General features: G+C 28.6%; 13 protein-coding genes. 5 read left to right on the top strand and 8 right to left on the bottom strand.

Features of this window, described 5'->3' with window-relative positions; all coding sequences use genetic code 11:
• Positions 1–112 precede the first annotated feature (112 nt).
• Both H0I27_RS08035 and H0I27_RS08030 read right to left on the bottom strand, forming a co-directional pair.
• Entirely contained in the window at positions 113–2,890 is a 2,778-nt protein-coding gene (locus tag H0I27_RS08035) for a triple tyrosine motif-containing protein (RefSeq protein WP_218733447.1), read from the bottom strand.
• 211 nt (positions 2,891–3,101) lie between these two features.
• Positions 3,102–3,896 carry a gluconate 5-dehydrogenase gene (locus tag H0I27_RS08030; RefSeq protein WP_218733446.1) on the bottom strand — a complete coding sequence of 265 codons (795 nt, stop codon included), beginning with the start codon at positions 3,894–3,896 and terminating at the stop codon, positions 3,102–3,104.
• 352 nt (positions 3,897–4,248) lie between these two features.
• On the opposite strand from H0I27_RS08030, the gene H0I27_RS08025 reads away from it, so the two are divergent.
• Positions 4,249–4,608: a hypothetical protein gene (locus H0I27_RS08025; protein WP_218733444.1), complete on the top strand. Its 360-nt coding sequence runs from the start codon at positions 4,249–4,251 to the stop codon at positions 4,606–4,608.
• 9 nt (positions 4,609–4,617) lie between these two features.
• On the opposite strand, the gene manA is transcribed toward H0I27_RS08025, so the two are convergent.
• From manA to H0I27_RS08010, 3 genes are read right to left on the bottom strand one after another with little or no spacing between them, the layout of a single operon-like run.
• Positions 4,618–5,835, bottom strand: coding sequence for a mannose-6-phosphate isomerase, class I (manA, locus tag H0I27_RS08020; RefSeq protein ID WP_218733442.1), 1,218 nt, complete (start codon positions 5,833–5,835; stop codon positions 4,618–4,620).
• Between the two features lie 10 nt (positions 5,836–5,845).
• Positions 5,846–6,256 carry a hypothetical protein gene (locus tag H0I27_RS08015; protein WP_218733440.1) on the bottom strand — a complete coding sequence of 137 codons (411 nt, stop codon included), beginning with the start codon at positions 6,254–6,256 and terminating at the stop codon, positions 5,846–5,848.
• A 19-nt stretch (positions 6,257–6,275) separates the two neighbouring features.
• A complete protein-coding gene (locus tag H0I27_RS08010; RefSeq protein WP_218733438.1) occupies positions 6,276–7,448 on the bottom strand; it encodes a response regulator in 1,173 nt (390 codons plus the stop codon).
• Between the two features lie 177 nt (positions 7,449–7,625).
• Here H0I27_RS08010 and H0I27_RS08005 point away from each other — a divergent pair, with 177 nt between their 5' ends.
• The 3 genes from H0I27_RS08005 to H0I27_RS07995 are packed head-to-tail and all read left to right on the top strand — an operon-like array spanning position 7,626 to position 13,443.
• Positions 7,626–10,715: a hypothetical protein gene (locus tag H0I27_RS08005; protein ID WP_218733436.1), complete on the top strand. Its 3,090-nt coding sequence runs from the start codon at positions 7,626–7,628 to the stop codon at positions 10,713–10,715.
• Positions 10,715–11,932 (top strand): hypothetical protein, encoded by a 1,218-nt coding sequence (locus H0I27_RS08000; RefSeq protein WP_218733434.1) that lies wholly within the window; start codon positions 10,715–10,717, stop codon positions 11,930–11,932. The genes H0I27_RS08005 and H0I27_RS08000 overlap by 1 nt, the downstream gene beginning before the upstream one ends.
• A complete protein-coding gene (locus H0I27_RS07995) occupies positions 11,926–13,443 on the top strand; it encodes a glycoside hydrolase family 2 TIM barrel-domain containing protein (RefSeq protein WP_218733432.1) in 1,518 nt (505 codons plus the stop codon). The genes H0I27_RS08000 and H0I27_RS07995 overlap by 7 nt, the downstream gene beginning before the upstream one ends.
• Here the strand turns inward: H0I27_RS07995 and H0I27_RS07990 are convergent, their stop codons facing one another.
• Complete coding sequence (locus H0I27_RS07990; RefSeq protein WP_218733430.1) at positions 13,444–14,628, bottom strand: glycosyltransferase; 1,185 nt, start codon at positions 14,626–14,628, stop codon at positions 13,444–13,446.
• A 112-nt stretch (positions 14,629–14,740) separates the two neighbouring features.
• Positions 14,741–16,006 (bottom strand): oligosaccharide flippase family protein, encoded by a 1,266-nt coding sequence (locus H0I27_RS07985; RefSeq protein WP_218733428.1) that lies wholly within the window; start codon positions 16,004–16,006, stop codon positions 14,741–14,743.
• Positions 16,007–16,258: 252 nt separating this feature from the next.
• On the opposite strand from H0I27_RS07985, the gene H0I27_RS07980 reads away from it, so the two are divergent.
• Positions 16,259–18,334: a lipopolysaccharide assembly protein LapB gene (locus tag H0I27_RS07980; protein ID WP_218733426.1), complete on the top strand. Its 2,076-nt coding sequence runs from the start codon at positions 16,259–16,261 to the stop codon at positions 18,332–18,334.
• 51 nt (positions 18,335–18,385) lie between these two features.
• Here the strand turns inward: H0I27_RS07980 and H0I27_RS07975 are convergent, their stop codons facing one another.
• On the bottom strand, positions 18,386–20,056 hold the full coding sequence (locus H0I27_RS07975; protein WP_218733424.1) for a T9SS type A sorting domain-containing protein: 1,671 nt from the start codon (positions 20,054–20,056) through the stop codon (positions 18,386–18,388).
• Positions 20,057–20,116: the final 60 nt, after the last annotated feature.

Genomic DNA, 20,116 nt, shown 5'->3' with positions numbered 1-20,116 from the left:
CATATCCCTAATAAACACAAGACTTTACACATGTGTTAAATATTAACCTAAAACACAATTAAATTACCAATGTATTGGTGTTGTTGTGGTAAAAAAAGAAGATGTAGGGGTGTTAAATTTCCAAAATATAATTTGTTAAGTTCTCATCATGTGGTAACCCCATTTTTTTCCTTAATCGATATCTTTTAACTTCTACACTTCTAGGAGAAATATTTAATAAAGGAGCAATTTCTTTAGAAGATAGGTTTAACCTAAGGTAGGCACAAAGTCTTAAATCATTTGGAGTTAAACTAGTGTGCTTGTCTTTTACCTTTTTTAGAAAGTTTTTATCAGCATTATTAAATGCTTCTTGAAACATTTTCCAATCGTCTGTATTGTTTAAGTTCTTATCAATAATCTTAACCACTTTTGAGACGTCTTTACTCTCTCCGTTTGTCAATTCTGTTTTAATTGTGTTTAAAAAATCATTCTTCTTAATAATATTCATTGTAGAACTAGCCAACTCTCTACTCTTACTTTCTATATCTACTTTTAATTTATCATTATTAAGTTTCATAATTATTTGAGCACTTTCCAACTCTTTTAACTTTAACTCTTTCTGCGCTTTCTCTAATAGAATCTTATTTTTACGTTTATACCTTCTTCTGTAATAAATATTTATCAATACAATAATAAACACCATAAATATTACATAAAAAACTAAATATAAATTACTTAAATAAAAAGGACGCTTGACAGAAAATTCAAAAGATTTAATATCCGTCATCTGGTTTCCATATTTACCTCTTACGTTAAAAGTGTAATCTCCATAAGATAAGTTTTCATACAATTGTGTAGAGTCCTCTGTCCAATCTGACCATTTATTAGTCAATCCTTCTAACTGATATTGATATTCATTCTTTATCATTTTATCATATTTAGAAATACTATATGAAAACGATATATTATTCTGCTTATTTTCTAATTCTACGGCTTCTGCTAATGAAAGATGAATCTTATCACTATCTATTTTATTGACAAGTATTTGTTGAAAAGAAATATCAACGTTTTTTTCATTTTTTACAAGAGCATCATTTAAAAGTAAATACCCATGAGAGGTACCTATTAAATAATTCTCTGCACTAATTTGGGTTAAGTTCTCAAACCCCAAAACATTATTCCTTATAGTACCATCAATAGGAATCGCTTTTACTTGCGGACTTAAACTAATACTGTTAGAGGTGATAAAAAGAATATTATTTTTAGAGAAACTATATAAAGCATTCTTTTTTTGAGCTAATTTCCTTATCGTTGTTAAGTTATCTAAATCTTTTAAATTTTTTGTAAACAATGAGTCTACTTTAAAACTACCATCGTCTTGTTTTTTATACACACCTTCTGATGATGAGTAAAATAAATTATTGCCAAAAGAAAAAATATTAGATCCATAACCTACTTTTGGAATGATAATTTTCTCTTTTTGTTGAACTTTAACATAACTATTATCAATTTGTAATTCATATAAGCCTTTTAACTCATGGTTTACATATAATCTATCATTATAAAACTCAAAAAACCTACTAGAAACATCAAAACCATCAATTTTATTTCTGAACTGCCAATCCCCATTGTCGTTCTCTAAAATAGACAAGCCTTGATAACTCCCTTGAATTAAATAATTATTGTTTCCTGGTACTTTTTTTATGTTCCAGGTTCCAAGCTCTTCGGTTATAGCATTAATTACCTTTTTGTTTTTAATAATAAAAGTTCCTTTATCATGCCCACAAAAAAGATTCCCATCAATTTCTTTCAAAAACCAAACTTGTCCTTCTGTCTTTTCTATTAATTTAAATTTTAAATTTTCATCTTTAAAAAACAGTCCCTGATTTGTCCCTAAATAAAGTTCATTTTCAAAAAACAAAGAGGTATAAATGGTACCTAAAGTACCTTCTTCATCTTCAAAAATTTTAAATGCTGAAGAAACATTTAAATAATTTATACCGTTATCTAAACCAATCCAAATATTACCAGAATTGTCTTGAAGCAAAGACAACGCTGTATTATTACTTAATCCATTCTTACGGTTAATAATAGACGTAATTACCCCATCTTTACTCAGAAAAACAATTCCATTAGAGATTGTACCAAGCAAAAAACTTTTATCTTCTAATTGAATTGCACTAAAAATTAAAAAGCTCTCATTATTTAAGTCTGTTTCTTGAGACACAACTTTACTTCCTTTTACTGAAACAAAACCTTTTTCTTCAGATAAAAAAACAAGCTCTTTATTATAATAAAAACAATTGATAATATTATTGTTTTTAAAAAACACATCATCTGAATAAATTTTTTCTTCTCCATTTTGTAATGTGAACAAACCAATGCTCTTTTTTTGAAAAAAAATGGTGTTGTTTATTATAAAAAGTCCAGAAATGGTTTCCTCAGAATCAATTATTTTAACTTCATTAGAAATGGTATTTACAAAATAAATTCTTGTTTTAGATTTAAAAAGAATCCAGTTTTGATAAAATTCAACTTCCCAAAACTCCTCTCCTTCTTTTAATTTTATTTGTAACTTTTCTACTAATGAATTATATTCTAATTGGCCTTTTTTATTTTTTTTCCAAAAACCAAAATCCATAAAAGACCCCGTATAGATTATTTTATCTTTTACTTTCACAGATCTTAAAATAGGATTTGAAAAATGAGTATACAATTGCCAATGCTCACCATTGTATTCTAGAAGACCTCCATTATTCGCTACATATATTAGATTATCTTCAGATTGTGAAATTTCCCAATTCTGATTTTGAGCATTGTAATCTTCTGCTGTAAAAATTTTAATTGGCGGTAATTCTTGAGCAGTACTAACAACGTTAATAAAAAAAATAAAAAATAAAAGTCTATACATAACTTGTTATAATATGTTTGGTTACTAAGTTACATTAAATATCATTAAATAAGACTAAAATTAATAAGTTGTATGGTTTTTATTTAAAGAATAAACCTTATTAATAAACAATACATAAATTCCCTTTACCTCACTTATATATTCGTATTAAAAGAATTCTATTTTTTTCAGCTTATTATATCTTTATTTTTTACTAATAAACTATATTTTTTTAATCTTCGTTGAATGGTTTTCCTATGGTTGCTAAAATCCCACCATCTACATATAAAATATGACCGTTTACAAAATCGCTTGCTTTAGATGATAAGAAAATTGCTGCTCCCGCCAAATCATTAGGATTTCCCCATTTTTCTGCTGGAGTTCTGTTTACAATAAAATCGTTAAACGGATGCCCTTCCATTCTAATAGAAGCTGTTTGTGAAGTCGCAAAGTAACCAGGACCAATTCCGTTTATTTGAATATTAAAACGCGCCCACTCAGTTGCCATGTTTTTGGTTAGCATAACCAAGCCTCCTTTTGCTGCTGCATAAGCCCCAACTGTATTTCTACCCAACTCGCTCATCATAGAACATATATTAATAATTTTACCAGATTTTCTTTCCATCATTCCACGAACTACGTGTTTAGAAACAATAAAAGGACTCACCAAATCGATATCTACTACTTGCCTAAAATCAGCAACCTCCATGTCTACCAAAGGAGTTCTTTTAATAATTCCTGCATTATTTACCAAAATATCAATACCCCCCACATCTTTTTCTATTTTTTTAACGGCAGCAATAACTTCTTCTTCATCTGCAACATTAAACTGATAACCAAAAGCTATAATTCCTTCTTTTTGATATTCAACAACTGCATTGTCTACTTTTTCTTGTGATGAATTTCCATTCACTACAATAGTAGCACCTGCTCTCCCTAACCCCATAGCCATCGCCATTCCTAAACCATGCGTAGACCCCGTAATTAAGGCTACTTTCCCTGTAATATCAAATAATGTTTGAGACATATTTTTATCTTAATTTTATGTTTTGTGTGCCCATCTATATTGTTTTTTTCTTCTTCTGATAAAATTAGAAAATAAAAACTTAATTTTTATTGTGGGTGCTTTTTATTTGCACATCAAAATTTAAACTATGTTTGTTTCAACAATACTTATTCCTAACTTTTCAATAATTATACAGACCGTCTAATTCCAATTTCTTAGCCATATAAGCTCCTCAACCCGAATTATCCGGCTTATTTTTTAAATTACATAATATTTTAAAACCATGATTTAGTATATAAAATAGTAAAATTAATTATGAAATTATAAAATAGCTTATTATTGTAAACTTAAAAGTCTAAACCTTTCAAAAAAAATGACAACTCAAGATTTAGCTGGAACATATTCTATTATTGGTAGCAACCAAGATGCTAATGAAAATTCGTATAAAGGAGAGCTACAACTAACTTTAGATGAAAATAACAGAATTGTTGCTAAGTGGAATATTAGTGACTCTCAAGAGCAAACAGGAGTAGGTTTCTTTAAGAATAATATTCTTGTTATCAACTTTAAATATTTAGGTTTTGAAGATAAAGTTTATAAAGGAGTAGTGGTTTACAAATGCTTGAATAAAGATATTCTAGAAGGATTTTGGTCTGAAGAAGCAGGAGATCCTAAATTCTTGGGATTAGAAAATTGTTTTAGAGTAAAGCACTCTAAAACAATTTTAAATTAGTTTATAAATTTATTTTGGCACACTTGCCTTATAAATTTCTACTTCAGAAGTTGTAGTAATTTTATACCTAGTATTTGCTTTTATAAGCACAGACTGCCCTTTATCTAAAGAGATAGATTCATTTTCTTGAGTAACAACAGCAACTCCTTTTAAAGTCATTAATATTTCTACGGAATTTGAAGTTGAAGTATGAGACATTGTTTTAATCAATTCAATTTTACTTAATTCGAAGTCTTTTGCTTTGGTTTTAAAAATAACTTCTCCATTCTCTTTATTTTCGTCACCGAATAAAATAATAGGAATCGTTTCTTCGAATTTTGTGTTTTTTATAAGTTCTTCAACATCTATGTGTTTGCTAGTTAACCCTGCTCTTAACACATTGTCTGAATTTGCCATTAACTCCATATTTACACCTTCTAAATACGCATGCGGCACTCCTGCATCTTGAAAAATTGCTTCTCCTCTACTTAAATTTAAAATATTAAAAAAGTAAATAGAAAAAATACCTTTATCAATATCTTCAGAATCTTTATTGTTTAATGATTTGGCTGCCCAATATGCTGGTGAAGATTTCTCTAATTCATTATTAACAAATTTTGGAAGAATTCTTTTTACCAAAGGTCTCAAAATTGTATTTACTTCTTCTTGTGAGTATTCCATCACTTTTTTATAAAGCCCTAAATAACCTTCTTCTAAGAAAGTATTTAATAAGAAACTTAACTCTATAGTTTCTTTTAAGTTTTTTGCTAATTTTTCACTTTCTAAAAATCCATGTAACAACCAAAAATCGGTTAAAGCCACCATTATTTCTGGCTTATGATTTTCGTCTTTATAGTTTCTATTATCAGCAGTTAAAGGAATTCCTTGTTTATTTTCTTTTTTGTACCCTATTTTAGCAGCAGCAATACTTGGATGTACTTGAATAGATAACATTTTACTTACATCTAAAACTTTGAATAAATATGGTAGTTTACCAAAGTCTTTTGCTACTTCAACGCCTAAATTTTCTGTTATATTTTGTTCTAAAAACTCATCTAATGAAACACTACCTTCTTCTGTAATAACTTTTGAAGGTGCTTTTAAATGTGCTCCTAACCAATATTCTGCATATGTAGTGTTTGGCTCTATAGTTTCTGAAACTAAATTAGGAATGAAGCTTTCTCCTCCCCAATCATAATTTTGCACTTTACCTTCAATTCTAAGTAGTTTGTTTTCTAAGTTTTTCATTATATATTTTTTATAAACTAGTAATTTCGTTTAACGAATACACGCTTCGCAACAAAACCCTTTCATTTTTTTTATTTATGAAATTTTCATCCTTAATACTTTCTAATTTCTTTTTTAAATTGTGTTTAAAAACACTTTTTGGGGTAGTATGCACAAATAACTGAACATCATATAAGTTAGACAAAAACCGCACTCCTGCTTTCATTGCTAACTTTAAAGCTGTTTCTTTTCTCAAGTTTAAAATAGAAATATCAAATTTAGAAGATTCTTTTAACTTAAGTAAGAAATTTAATATTTTATTATTGTTACCATTATTAACGATACATATTTTAAACTCTTTATTAAAAAGTGATTTAAAACGGATTTCCTCTAAAACATCAAGGTCATTCTTATTACATATTATTATGATTCCTTTTTTCATATTTTTTCGATAAAAAAGATTATGCAACAACAGTACTTTTATAATCTTTTTTTCCACTTCTATAATGCCAAGCAATTTGCCCTAGTTGACCAACTATTTTAACAGAATCTTTCATTGATAGTTTAGAACCATCAGCATGAATCCATCTTTTTAATGGCTGTTCACATAATATTTCTTTCGCTTTTTTTAATCCAAAATGAAGCGTTATTCTTCTAAAAATTTCAACATCAAAAATCCATTGGGTAACAAATTTTTCTTTAAAAGAAATATCTATCACATCTTTATGAAAAATTTTAGCACCACATTGGGTATCTTTAAAGTCCATAGAAAGAATTTTTCTAATGATGTAATTAATGGTCAAACTAATAATCTTTCTTGCTGACTCTTTTGTAATATTTGCACCCATTCTACTAATTCTAGAACCACTTACAATCTTATAATTAGATTTTTCAATAGTTGAAACTAAATCATCAAAATCTGCTAAATCTGTTGATAAATCTGCATCTAAAAAACCTATATAGTCTAAATCTTCTTGCTTAGCCATATATAACATACCTTGCCTAACAGCTTCTGCTTTACCTCCATTTTTTTCACAATCATAAACAGTAATAAAGTCTTCTCTACCTTTTCTTAACTTATGTAAAACCTCTAAAGTTTTATCTTTACTTCCATCATTTACAAAACATAAGTGATATCCGGTATTTTTATCTATATAATCTGTAAATTCTTTGCTAAGCAATCTTTCTTCTTCATTATAACAAGGTATTACAACCCCAACACATCTTTGTTGTATAATAGTGTTCTTATATTTTTTTGTAGTATCTGTATTTTCAGGAAGACCAATTAATCTTTTTGTTCTTAACCCAACCTCTGTTAAACTTAGAGGTTTTTTCATATAATCGTTTACACCTAAATCAAAGCCTTTTGTAATCATGTCATCATCTGTATTACCAGATAAAATCATAATTGGTGTATTAGATTTTTTAACTTCCCTAATATGTTTTACAACCTCTAAACCAGAAATAGTTGGCATATTAATATCAACAATCACTAAATCTGGTTTAAAAGAATTGTATAGTTCAATTCCTTTTAAAGCATCTGTTTCTGTTAATACTTCATACCCCATTTCTTTTAACCTACTTTCTAAAGGTATTAGAACTAATTTTTGATCATCAATAGCTAAAATTCTCATAACGATATTTTTATATTACTTATTTACACCTCAAAAATACTTTTGTTTTATTTTTATTTTATAATATGATCTTTAAAGGTTGATTAATTAGGATGAAAGGTAAGTTACTTTAGACAAATAAAAAAAACTAAGCTTAAAATTTTTACCTTTACATGATTCTAAGTCAGATATCTATTAATGAAAGAAAAATCTAATAAATACTTAATTACTGCAATTCTATTGGCAGTTCTTTTTCATGGTTCTACTATTTTCTTTACATTAGAAACTACCTATGACGCTTTAATTCATTTATTTTTTGCAGATCATTATGCAACTAGTTGGTTTGAACCTTGGAATTATAAATGGTATACTGGCTTTACGGTGCAGAGTTATCCTCCATTGGTGCATCAAACAATTGGAGCTTTATCGTTAATCGGAGGCTTAAAATTTGGGATGTTTACAGTGGCTCTAATAGCCATTGTTCTATTTGTTACTGGGGCCTACAGATATTCTTTATTAATAACATCTAATAGAACTGTTGCTGGTTATGCTGCTATTTTAGCTGTTTTTTCGTCTTCTTTTGTAGAGACTTTGCATATATTTGGTCAATTACCCAGTATTATAGGAGTTTCTGTTTTAATGCATTCGTTACCCGAAATATACCTATGGCTTAAAACGGGAAAATATAAATTTTTCTTTACTTCTCTTTCCTTAATCGCTGTTACCGTTACTTCTCATCATGTTACCCCTATCTTTGGAATGTTATTTTTTATATTTCCTTTAATAGGAACAGTTATTATGGATGTTGCTAGAGAAGAAGTTAACTCTTATAAAGAAGTTACTTTATCTTTATTTCTAAAAACATTTATGAAACAACTGAAGAAAAACCTTGCGTTTGGGTTCTCTTCACTGTTCCTTATAATATTTTGTATTTTTCCCTATTGGATGAATTCAAAATTAAACCCAATAACACAAGTACCTATCCCTCACGGATCTAGAGACAGTTTTATAGATATAACATCTTCGGGTTTAGTATTTTTCACAATTCCATGGGGAATTTTACTATTCATTTTTCCTTATATCTTTTACAGATACTTTAGTAAAAGGTATTTATTTTTCGGATTGTCTTTTACCATGTTAGTTATTTTGGGAACGGGTGGCACAACACCAATACCTAAAATGATTTTAGGTGAAACGGCCTTTAATATTTTAACCTTAGACAGGTTTACACTTTGGGGTTCAATCATGTCTATTCCTATATTTGGAGAGTTTATCTATAGGTTTGTAGAAGGAGATTTAAAAGTTCTAATACAAGAACGATTTGGTGCCGTTTATCACCGTTTATTAGGAGGACTTTTGGCCGCTTTTTATGTTTCTATGGTAATTTTTACCATGAGTTTGGGATATTTTAGACCTTCTCAACCTCAAAAGATAAAAATGCTTCCTATTGTAAACTTTCTAAGTCAAGATTCGCATGACCATTGGAGGTATTTAACGTTGGGGTTTGGAGATCAAATGGCGTGGTTAGCGGCCCAAACAAACGCAATGAGTGTAGATGGTAATTATCACTCTGCTAGACGTTTGCCAGAGCTAACAACAAGACCTATAGAACGTTTAGAAAACTCAAAGTTTAAAGGAGTTGCCGGTATTGGTTCTCTGCAACAATTTTTAACAACACCAGAAAAGTATAATTTAAAATATATTTTTTCTAATGATAAATTTTATGACCCCGTATTATTTTTCTGCGGATGGCAGCGTTTATCGCAATTAGAGAACGGCATTATGGTTTGGGAAAAATTAAACGTACCCCCTATTTCATCTATTTTACCCAAAGAAGATGTACCTGCTTGGGTAAAAATAATTTGGGGGATCATTCCTTTTTTAACTGTACTTATTGCATTTATTTTAAATATACAGTCCTTATTTGTTCATAGTTTAAAAACAAAGTTTAAAGCTGTTCCTGTATACTTTAAATTTAAAGTAGATTACAATAAGTTTCCGAGAATTGTATTAAAAGCATTTCATCTCTGGGCAGTTATTTTAATAATTACAATTGGTTATGCATGCTATATGTTTTATATTAAAAACGATACACAAAGATCTCCAGAAAATGTAGTAAAAGCATATTATGACGCTGTCGATTTTAAAGAGTTGAATAAAAGTTATACCTACATAGATCCAAAAGATGAGCTTACAAGAGCACAATATTTACTAGAGATATCTGTTACAGATGGCTTGTTAAGTTCTTATGCAAAGTTAGACGCTATAACCACAGAGATTATAAAGCAGACAGATAGTTTGGCCACTTTAAAGGTAGAAACAAAATGGATTACTCCATTAGAAAAATTATCAAAAACTGAATTTAAAACAACTGTTAAAAGAAACAGTAAGTGGTATTTAAAACCAACAAGAAAATCGATAGATTTACCACCAGATCAATTATATTCTAAGAATTCTACAGGTTATTTTAATCAAGGAAGAAGAAGAATTACTACAGAACAAACCCATCACGAAGATGTTTTAAAACAACCCGTTTTAGAAATTGTTTCTGCCAAACTAATAAAGTTTAACAAACGTTATGCTATTATTGGAGAAGTACAAAATATAGATAATGTTCCATCAGACGTAGTCTTAAAAGGGACACTTTATAATGATGAGAATAAAGAATTGGCTACTTATAATGCTAAACACATTTTAAAACACAAATTAATGCCAAAAGAGATTAGTGCTTTTAGAATTAATTTTGAAGGTATTGCTTGGTCTAAAACAAAAGATTCTATTCCTAAAACTTTTAATCCTGACGAATTTACACCTATAGAACTCAGTGAGCAACCCACAAAATTTAACTTACAAGCTGCAGGAAACACAACCAATTCGGACTTGTTTAAGGATATTGTTTTAAGTGAAATTAATATAAAACCAACTAGCATAAGCGGAACTTTATTTAATAGTGGAATTCAAGAAATTACGGTTCCTCAATTAATTATTACATTTTATAACAAGGATAAAGAAATGATTTGGGTGGATAATTTATTTTTAAAAGAAGGGATACGACAAGAAAGAAAAATTCGTTTTAATTATGCTATTCCTCTAAACCCAACCATTAAAACAATAAGTAAAAATATGGATTTTTGCTTTGTAAACGGTTTACCAAATAAAGATATTGCTTCTAAAATAATGCCAAATAGAATAAAAAACCATACTATTGGTAAACTACAAAAAGTAATCCATCCACTTTTTAGCTATGTTAGAATAGAATTAAGTATGTATATCGGTAATCCTAAATAATGAAATTAAAACAAGTATTTTTTCTACTTCTCTTTCAATTGGTTATTGTTTCTTTTTTTTCACAAGAAACAACAACTAAAAAACCTGCTGTTTTATTAGTATCAACAAAAATAAATTATCTGGTTGGTGATAAAATATCACTCGATTTTAAAGTTAAAAAAGATACCACATTTCAATTATATTGTACTAACAGTTATGGAGCTACAGTAATAGAATCTAAAAGTATCAATAAAAAAGTTACATTTAAAATCCCCGATTTTTTAACAAGAAAAAGAGGAATACTTTCTTGGAAAACCACACAAACAGATACCATAATTTCAGGGAACATTTCTATTTCACCTCTGCAAGAACCAACATCCATAGAAACTTATTTAGGTCCGCCAAGTATAGATGCAGGTGATACCGATTACACAATGCTGGTGGTAATACCAACAGATAGCTTAGACAACCCTATACCGAATAAAAGTAAGGTGGATGTAAAGTATCAATTTCTAAAATCTGAAAAAACCGAAGCTATTTTTACAGATAAGCTAATTGGTCATAAAAATATTTATGCTCCTAAAAAAAGTGGTAGAATGATTATTTCCTCAGAATCTTTCGGTTTAAATTCTAAAGAATTTGATGTAAATGTAATGCCAGCAATTGCTACTAACTTTAAACTATATGTTCGTAGAAATCATGAGTATGCAGATGGAAATCAAATAACAACTTTTTTTACATCAACAATAAAAGACAAAAATAAAAATATTGTTAGTGATGGTAGTTATATTGAATTTTACGTTACGAATAAAAAAGGAAATATTTTAAAAACTGCTGGTACTACTGTAAACGGAGTCGCACACGCAAAAATTATACATCCAGATTTTGAAGATACTTGGAACGTGCAAGCCTATTTTATTGGTATTGCAGAAAGCAATACAATAACAGTAAAGTATAAAAAAGTTGTTGAAGATTATATCGTTTCCTTTTTAGAGAAGAATAGAAGTATTAAAATTGGTCCTTTAAAAAGTTTTATGGATCAAATCATTCCAGATGGTTTATCTGTAAAACTATCTATTTATAAAAACAACGTACTTATCAAAGAAAAATATAATGAGTCTTTAAACGGGATAGCAATTTTTTACTTAGATCCCAATATTTTTGAAAATGATGTTTATGATTTTAGTATTGAAACTGCAGGTCTTAAAAAAGATTTTAAAAGTATTAAATTATGGTAAAAATAAATAAACAAATTCTTAGAGGTGTGTTAATGCTAACTTACCTAGCAATAATTGGCGTTCTTTTATTCTTGGTAAGCTCTCTATACAGTTTTTTAAACACTGGTGCAGATAGAAGCAAAATGTTGCATACAGAAGTTAAAAAAGTAGAACAATACTTACCTAAAGTAACATGGAAAGATGATGGTAATGAAGGCAGAAAAATAAGTCCTCAAAAAATTGCTGCCGTGCAAAACGATTATTTAGACGCGTGGTATGTAAAGCAAATTGCTTACAAAACAAACACAAGAGTTGGTATAGAAGATTACTTTACTAAAAGTGCAAGAAAAAACATCTATGCTAATTTAGATTACAACAAACTGAACAACACTTCTATAGAAGCTACTACATTAGAACATAATTTAGACATCGAGTTTTTTAGTGAAGACGGACAATTAATTGTTTTAAAAGACACCAATGCAATCGAGTATAAAAAGGTTTTTAAAGATGAAAAGTTAATCTTAGAAACTACCGAAGTTACTTCTTACAAATATGTATTATTATTAGAAGATGGCTTTTGGCGCGTAAGACACATGGTAAAAGAAGCTTCGGAAAATTTTAAAAATACTCCTGTAAAAAGATCCTTAGAATTTGCTGATATTAAAGGGATCAATTATTACCCACAAGCGACCCCATGGAATATGTACGGTGATGAATTTGATATTGATATTATAAAAAACGATTTTAAAATTATAAAAGAGGCTGCATTAAATTCTATTCGAATTTTTGTGCCTTATGAAGATTTTGGTAAAGCAAATGTGAAACCAGAAAAACTAGAAAAATTAAAAAACGTATTAGACACCGCATTAGCAGAAAACCTAAAAGTTGTGGTTACTTTGTTTGATTTTTATGGAAATTATGATGTTTTAGACTGGACATTGAACCAAAGACATGCAGAGAAAATTGTTGAAACTTTTAAAGAACATGAAGCTATTTTGGCTTGGGACGTAAAAAATGAACCTAATTTAGATTTTAACTCTAGAGGTAAAGAAAATGTAACCGCTTGGTTAGATTTTATGATTATTTTGATAAAAAATATTGATAAAAAACATCCCGTAACCATTGGTTGGTCTAACACCAAAAGTGCCACTATTTTAAAAGACAAAGTAGATGTTGTTTCTTTTCACTATTATGAAGACTTACTTAATTTTGAGGATGAATACTTAGCCTTAAAAGAAGAAATAAAAGACAAACCTATTGTATTACAAGAGTTTGGGCTATCATCTTATGGTGGTTTTTGGAGACCTTTTGTTGGTTCTGAAGAAAAACAAGCTAACTATTATAAAGAAATACAAAAAGTCCTGACAAAGAACTCTGTTCCTTTTATGTCATGGACTTTATATGATTTTGATGTGGTTCCTAAAGAGGTTTTAGGTAGACTGCCTTGGAGAACTAATCCGCAGAAGAAATTTGGTTTTATCAATAATAAAGGAGAAAAAAAATTATCTTATAAATACATTTCTAAAGAATAATTATGACTTCTTTTTGGATATAATTTTATCAAATTCTTCTAAATAAATATCTGTAATTCTTGCCATAGGGAACGCCGTTGCTGCTTTGTAATTTGCTTCGCCAAGTTCTATTCTATATGTATCATCTGTTACAATTGCTTTAATTGCATTTGCCAAACTTGTTACACTTTCTGGTTCAAAAAACTCACCTCTATAACCTTCATCTTCAATTAAGGTTGCTAAATCTCCTAAATTAGGCATTACCACTGCTCTACCATAACTTCCAGCTTGATGTAATACTCCAGAACTTCCGGTTGTAGACGTATAAGGAAAAACAACTACAGCACTTTCTGTAAACAACGGTGCTACTTCATTTTCTTCTACATACCCAGTAAACGTAAGTTGTGGTACATGTTTGTAAGTTTCTTGAGCATTCTCTAAATAACCAGGTACATTTGGGTTGTCTGTTCCTGCAATTACAATTTCTAAATCTACACCTGTTTCTCTTCTTACAATTTCTACAGCTTCAATCATAGATTCTACTTTTTTGTAGGTCCCAAACTTTCCAAAAGTCATAATCTTTAAAGGACCTTCAGGTAATTTTTGTGATGGATTTTCTGGAATTTCAAAAGTTCCGTGAGGAATCATTTTCACATTATCAACCTTGTATTTATCTACTAAAGTTGTTACATATTTATCCATGGTAACCGCAACTAAATCTGCTTTTAAGATCAACTTTGTTAATGAAGTACCAATAAAATTATATACTTTTTGAGCCAATTTATTTGAGGTAAATCCGGCACTTTCTAAATCTACTTGTTCTAAAATATTATGTAATAAAACAATGGTAGGAATTCCTTTCACCTTACAAATTAATGGCAATGTTAATCCTAATGCAGCAACAACTTTCTTGTCTCCAAACTTCATAAATTGTAAGTTGAATAAAACAGCATCTGGCTTTGTTTCATTAATTGCTTTTATAACATTATTAGTATTAGCGTAGCTATTAAATTGCCAACATTCTTTTACCGTAATTTTACAACCATCTGCTTCAAACTGAATCTCTTTTTCACCTGGAGTTTCATCGGTTAAAAGAATTAATTCTGTAACCTTTTCTTTCAACCTAAAACTTTTAACTAAGTGATATGCATATTCGTTTAGGGTTACTTTACTTGGTGGATACGCTGTTACGATTGCTAATTTCATATTGTTTTTTTATGGTACTACAAATTTCAAAATTTTGCAGCAATTTTAATTAAATAAACTGCTCAAACGCAATTATATATAGTTGATTGGAAAATAACTATAGACATTGCTTCTAGGTTATTTCTTTTGGGTTTTTGGAAGACTTAGAATCTTTAAAAAAGAAGATACTAAGTTGTACTATTAATAATAAAACCATTGCTATAATTTGCACATGTACAACTTGTTCTAAACTTTCATGAAAAAGTACAACTAAAACAATTTGTAACATTCCAAAAATACCAGACAGAACAACGGGCACATACTTGTCTAATGATAAATAATAATAAGCAAATATGTTTGAAATTGCAAAAATACCTGTTGCTGATGCATATTTCCATAGTAATGACGCTACAGACACGTATTCATTACCAAATAAAATATTAATAATTTCATTGGGAAAGAAAAAGCAACTAATTACAATAGTTGCAGCTATAAAGCCAATATATGCTACATATTTTAATAAGATAGGTAACGTATCTTTTCCTTCTTTTTTAAGTTGAACTACTGTTGGCAAAAGTAACATTACAAACATCCAAGCAATAAAATAAACAACTCTACCTATTAAAGCTAAAGAAGCATACAAACCTGCTTCATAAGAATCAAAATAATGTTTTACTAGCAAAATATCACTATTGTTTATAATAATTTGAGTTAACTCATAAAACGCCGTAATAATAAAAAAATTCTTTACCAATTTCTTATTAACATTGTCTAATTTAAAAGGTTTGAATAAAGAAAAGTTACTCGTTCTAAAAGGAATTAACCCAAAAACAAAAGAGAAAAAAATACCAATAGCAATTATCAATGAAGAATCTATGTCTAGAAAATACAACAAGGCAAATGTTAATAATAACCTACTCATCATTTCTGATTGATAAGTTACAGACAGTGATTTCAATTCCTGCTTTCCTTGAAAAACACCTCTATTTACACTCATTAAAAAGTAAAATGGTACACCAACTCCAAAAATAACAAACATTGTAGAAGAAGTCGTTTTAAAAAAATGTTGTAATTGTGTAGCAAAAACAATGATTGCAATACCTAAAATAATTCCTGTAAATAAAGCATTTTTATAAATTTTAGAAATAAAACCCGAAAAAATACTATCCTCAAAAAGTACAGAAAACTTAGCTGTTACCAACTGAAAAGTCATGGCTACAAAAGATAAAACCAATAAAAAAGTAATTAAAATAGCAGCATCTGCAAATTTCTCAGGACCTAAAACCCTTCCTAAAACTAAATTATATATATAATTACCTCCGTTTACTAAGAGCACACTTAGCATAAATAATTGTTCAGGTTTTATACCTTTTTTTACAAACCTTATAATTTCTTGCATTTTTTTGCTAATTTATGATCCTATTTAGGCTTTTAAAATTATTATAAATTTCTTTACAATCACTAGTATTCTTTTATTATTTTACAATTAGTCAAAAATTACTGATATTAGTAACATTCAATTTTTAAGTAATACTTAGACAAATATCATCTAGATCCTTTAAAAATAATACATTTCTAGGTTGAAAAACACTTTTATATAGTTTAATGATTAATTACTAATGCTTAACTTGCCAAAGCTAAATCAAAATCTATGAAATTTTTATATTCAACACTGATCTTCTTTCTTTTCTTTAGTATACAAAGTTTTAGTCAAGACATGCAAGAAGGCTTTACCTATTTAGAAACAGGTAAATACAAGGAAGCCGAAGTTTTTTTTAAAGACATATTAAAAGAGTATCCTACAAATAAAACGGCCAGACTTTGTTACGGAAGAGCTATTGGTTTAAATGGGAAAGATACTGCTGCCGTAACACTTTTTACCAACTTATTAAAAGATTACCCTACAGATTTTGAAGTAAAACTTAATTATGCAGAGTCTTTGCTTTGGAGTAAAAACTACCCTGATGCAAAAATCTATTATCAAACATTATTAAAAGAAAATGATAAAAGCTTTGCTGCATTATTAGGCTATGCTAATACCTTATCTAATTTAAAAGAATTTAAAGCTGCTTTAATAAATGTAGACAAAGCCTTAGAGGTACTTCCTGGTAATCCTAATGCTTTGGTTTCTAAAAAATACATGAGATTAGGCTTGGCAAGTAAGAAAGTAAGTGATCAAAAATATAAGGAAGCAGAAACCATTTTAAAAGAAAATTTCACTTCATTTAAAGACGATAAAGAAACATTACTAAACCTTGCTAATTTATATTTAATTTCTAAACAAATAGAAAAAGCAAAAAACACTTATGAAATTATAGGTAAAAAGCCAGAAGATAAACTTATTTCGTTAAATGGAATCGCTTTAGCACATCACTTAGATGGTGATGATAAAACAGCATTAACTGTAAGCAAAACAGCGCTAAAAAGTATTGATAAAAACACCTCTGAAACCTTAAAAAAACAAACGATAGAAAGATACATTCAAGCTTTAATTTGGAATAAAAAATATACGTCTGCCAAAACTGAAATTGATAAACTATTAGATGATAATAAAACCCCAGAAAACTGGATGCTTTCTTTACGAGCAACACTTAATATTTATAAAAGTGATTTTAAGAAAAGTATTAATGATTATAATTTAATCTTAAAAAAAGACAGTGCTTCTTTTGATGGTAATTTAGGAAAAGCAAATGCTTTAAAAGCATCTGGCTATTATAATAGTGCTTATAAAAGTGCAGAAAACACTTTAGTTTTTTATGAAAAACAAAAAGATGCCTCTAATTTTATTAAGGAACTAGATTTAAGTTTTACTCCGTATGTAGAAACCAAATATTCTTATTCTTATGATAATGGAAATAACGAAGCAAATGCATACGACCTAAAAGCTGAAGTTCCGTTTTCTACAAAGTTTAAAATTTTAGCAAACTATAACTTTAGAACAACTCTTAATAATCAAATTGACTCATTAAAAGCCACTACAAATAACTTATTGTTAGGTGTTTCTTATCAATTACTAAATAACCTAACCTTAAAAGGTAGTTTTGGTGTTACTTCTTCTGATTCAGAATCAAAAAAATACAATCAACTATTAACAGATATTTCACTTAATATAAAACCATTTAAGCTTCAAAGCTTAGAATTAGGATACAAAAGAGATGTTCAGAATTTTAATGCAACATTATTGAATGATGAAATTGTGCAAAATAATCTTATTTTAAATTATAGCTTAAATACCAACTTTAATTTAGGTTGGTTTACTCAGTATTATTATACTTGGCAAAGTGATGACAACGCTAGAAACCTATTATTTACTTCTCTTTACTATAATATTTTTGCAAAACCTTCTATAAAAGCAGGATTTAATTACCAGAACATCTCTTTTAAAGAATCTAGAGATAATTATTTTAGTCCTAGTAAATTTAATGCTGTAGAGATTTTTGTTAATCTTATTAAAGATGAAGCGGCTGCAAAAAACAAGGAGTGGTTTTATGGATTAACGGCGGCTACTGGTTTGCAATACATAGAAGGTGATGACGCACTTAGCACCTATAGGGTTCAAGCTAAATTAGGCTATAAGTTTTCCGAACGCGCACTCTTAAATATCTACGGATTACAAAGTAATATTGCTTCTGCTGTTGCCACTGCAGGTTCTGCTGGTTTTACATATACAGAGTTTGGTGTAAGATTTAAATGGATTTTTTTAAGAAAACCTTTATATAAAAAATAAGGCAAAAGATTTCTCTTTCGCCTAATAACATTCCTTCTAGAAATTGGGGGACTACTTGACGATAAAGGTTCCGGAATGTTGCTTGTATTCATCGTCAATCAAATTATATTTATAAACTCCTTTTTTTAATTGAGGAGCATTGTATTGTACTTTTGTAAAAGAAGAACGGCTGCTTATTTTTTGAATATCTACTACTCTACCCATTAAGTCATAAACTTGAATTTGAATATCATTAGAAGCTGCTGAAAGTTGAATTGTTGTAGAACTCGTAAAAGGATTAGGGTAATTTATTAATTTGTTATTATTTTCTAGGATAAGATCATCTGTACTTAAATTACTATTTGTTGTAAATGCTATTTTATTTATATCAAAATTAAAAGGTTTGTAATTGGTATAATCACCTATAATTGAAAATACAATAGTTTTAATATCTGAAATATTTACATGATTTCCTTGATGATCTACAAAATCTAAGAATGAAATACTATACCTTTTTTCTTCTGAATTTACAGGAATTGTATAACGTAACCTATTTTCCCAAGCTCTATCTTCACCAGACATAAGTACTATTTCTACAGGCTCATTATTTTTAATATTAAAATTAATCAAGTCATATTGAGTTACATTTAAAGTTTTATTTTCAGGTAAAAGGTGTCTAAATAAATTAATATTTCCTTTCACCTCTCCAATAGCCTTAACACTTCTTTCTACCTCATATACATCCTCTTTTAATTCTCTTTCAAAAGTATGTACTTCAAAGTCTGAAACCGTTACATATTCTTTTAAATAATCTAAACCCCATGTTCCACCTGCCAAATACAAATCATCTTTTTGAGAAGAAGAAGAAGTTTCTAAATAAAAACCAATATCAAATAAAACGCCTGTTTGTATTGATAAAACTTCATTATATGCTCCTGATAGAGAAAACGTATTAGCCACTTTAACATGCTCTGCAATCTCAGTTTCTGCTATATTACCAACAAAATTAACAGATTTCTCTTGTGTTCTATTTACCAAATTTAAATGAACAATGCCGTTAGAATAAGTTCCTTTTTTCACAAAAACATTAGGTAATACCTTAGGTACCAAAGTACTTTTTAAGTTATTTTTTTCAGTATGCTGTTCTATAATATAATCTGCTATTGAATAAACCTGAGCGAAAGAACTTCCCCAAATAAAATAATTTTGATAATTACTCGAAGGATATTGGTCTATGTTCCAAAAACTAAACAACTCATGTTCTTTTCTATGTGTATTAATAGAAAAACTTAAAGTATATTCTGTTTCACCTGAGACGTTGCTAATTTTAGTTTTTATTAATTTGTGTTCTTTAATTAAAATTGTATTAATACTGTCTAAACTAACGCCATTAAACCTGTTACAAATTGCTTTAAAATGATTATAAATACCGCCTTCTGTTTCAGTAGCTATAACAGATGCCACTTGTTGATCTCCTTGATGATAAACTACCGATAAAAAATCTTTTATATTTTTATTTACAACAAGTTTTTCAGGAATCGAAACTAATGCTGTTTCTGTATGATTCATTCCTGTTTCTGGTAAATAATCGATAAAAGAATTTGTAGAATTCTTTTTATAAAATTGTTGCTTATTTTTCACACGATCTCCACCAACAAAATTACTTTTGTCTGTTTGAGCATTTGTGTTTCCAATTGTTATTAAAAGGAGAATTAGCACTATTTTTTCTATGATATGTTTCATTATATCACAAAAATAAGCACAAAGTAAAGGTGGTTTATAAACTTTTAGCCACTAACACTT

Source organism: Polaribacter sp. HaHaR_3_91 (genome assembly GCF_019278525.1).
Classification (GTDB): Bacteria; Bacteroidota; Bacteroidia; order Flavobacteriales; family Flavobacteriaceae; genus Polaribacter.
Note: the sequence above shows the minus strand (reverse complement) of the source record. Positions and strands in the feature narration are given on the sequence as shown.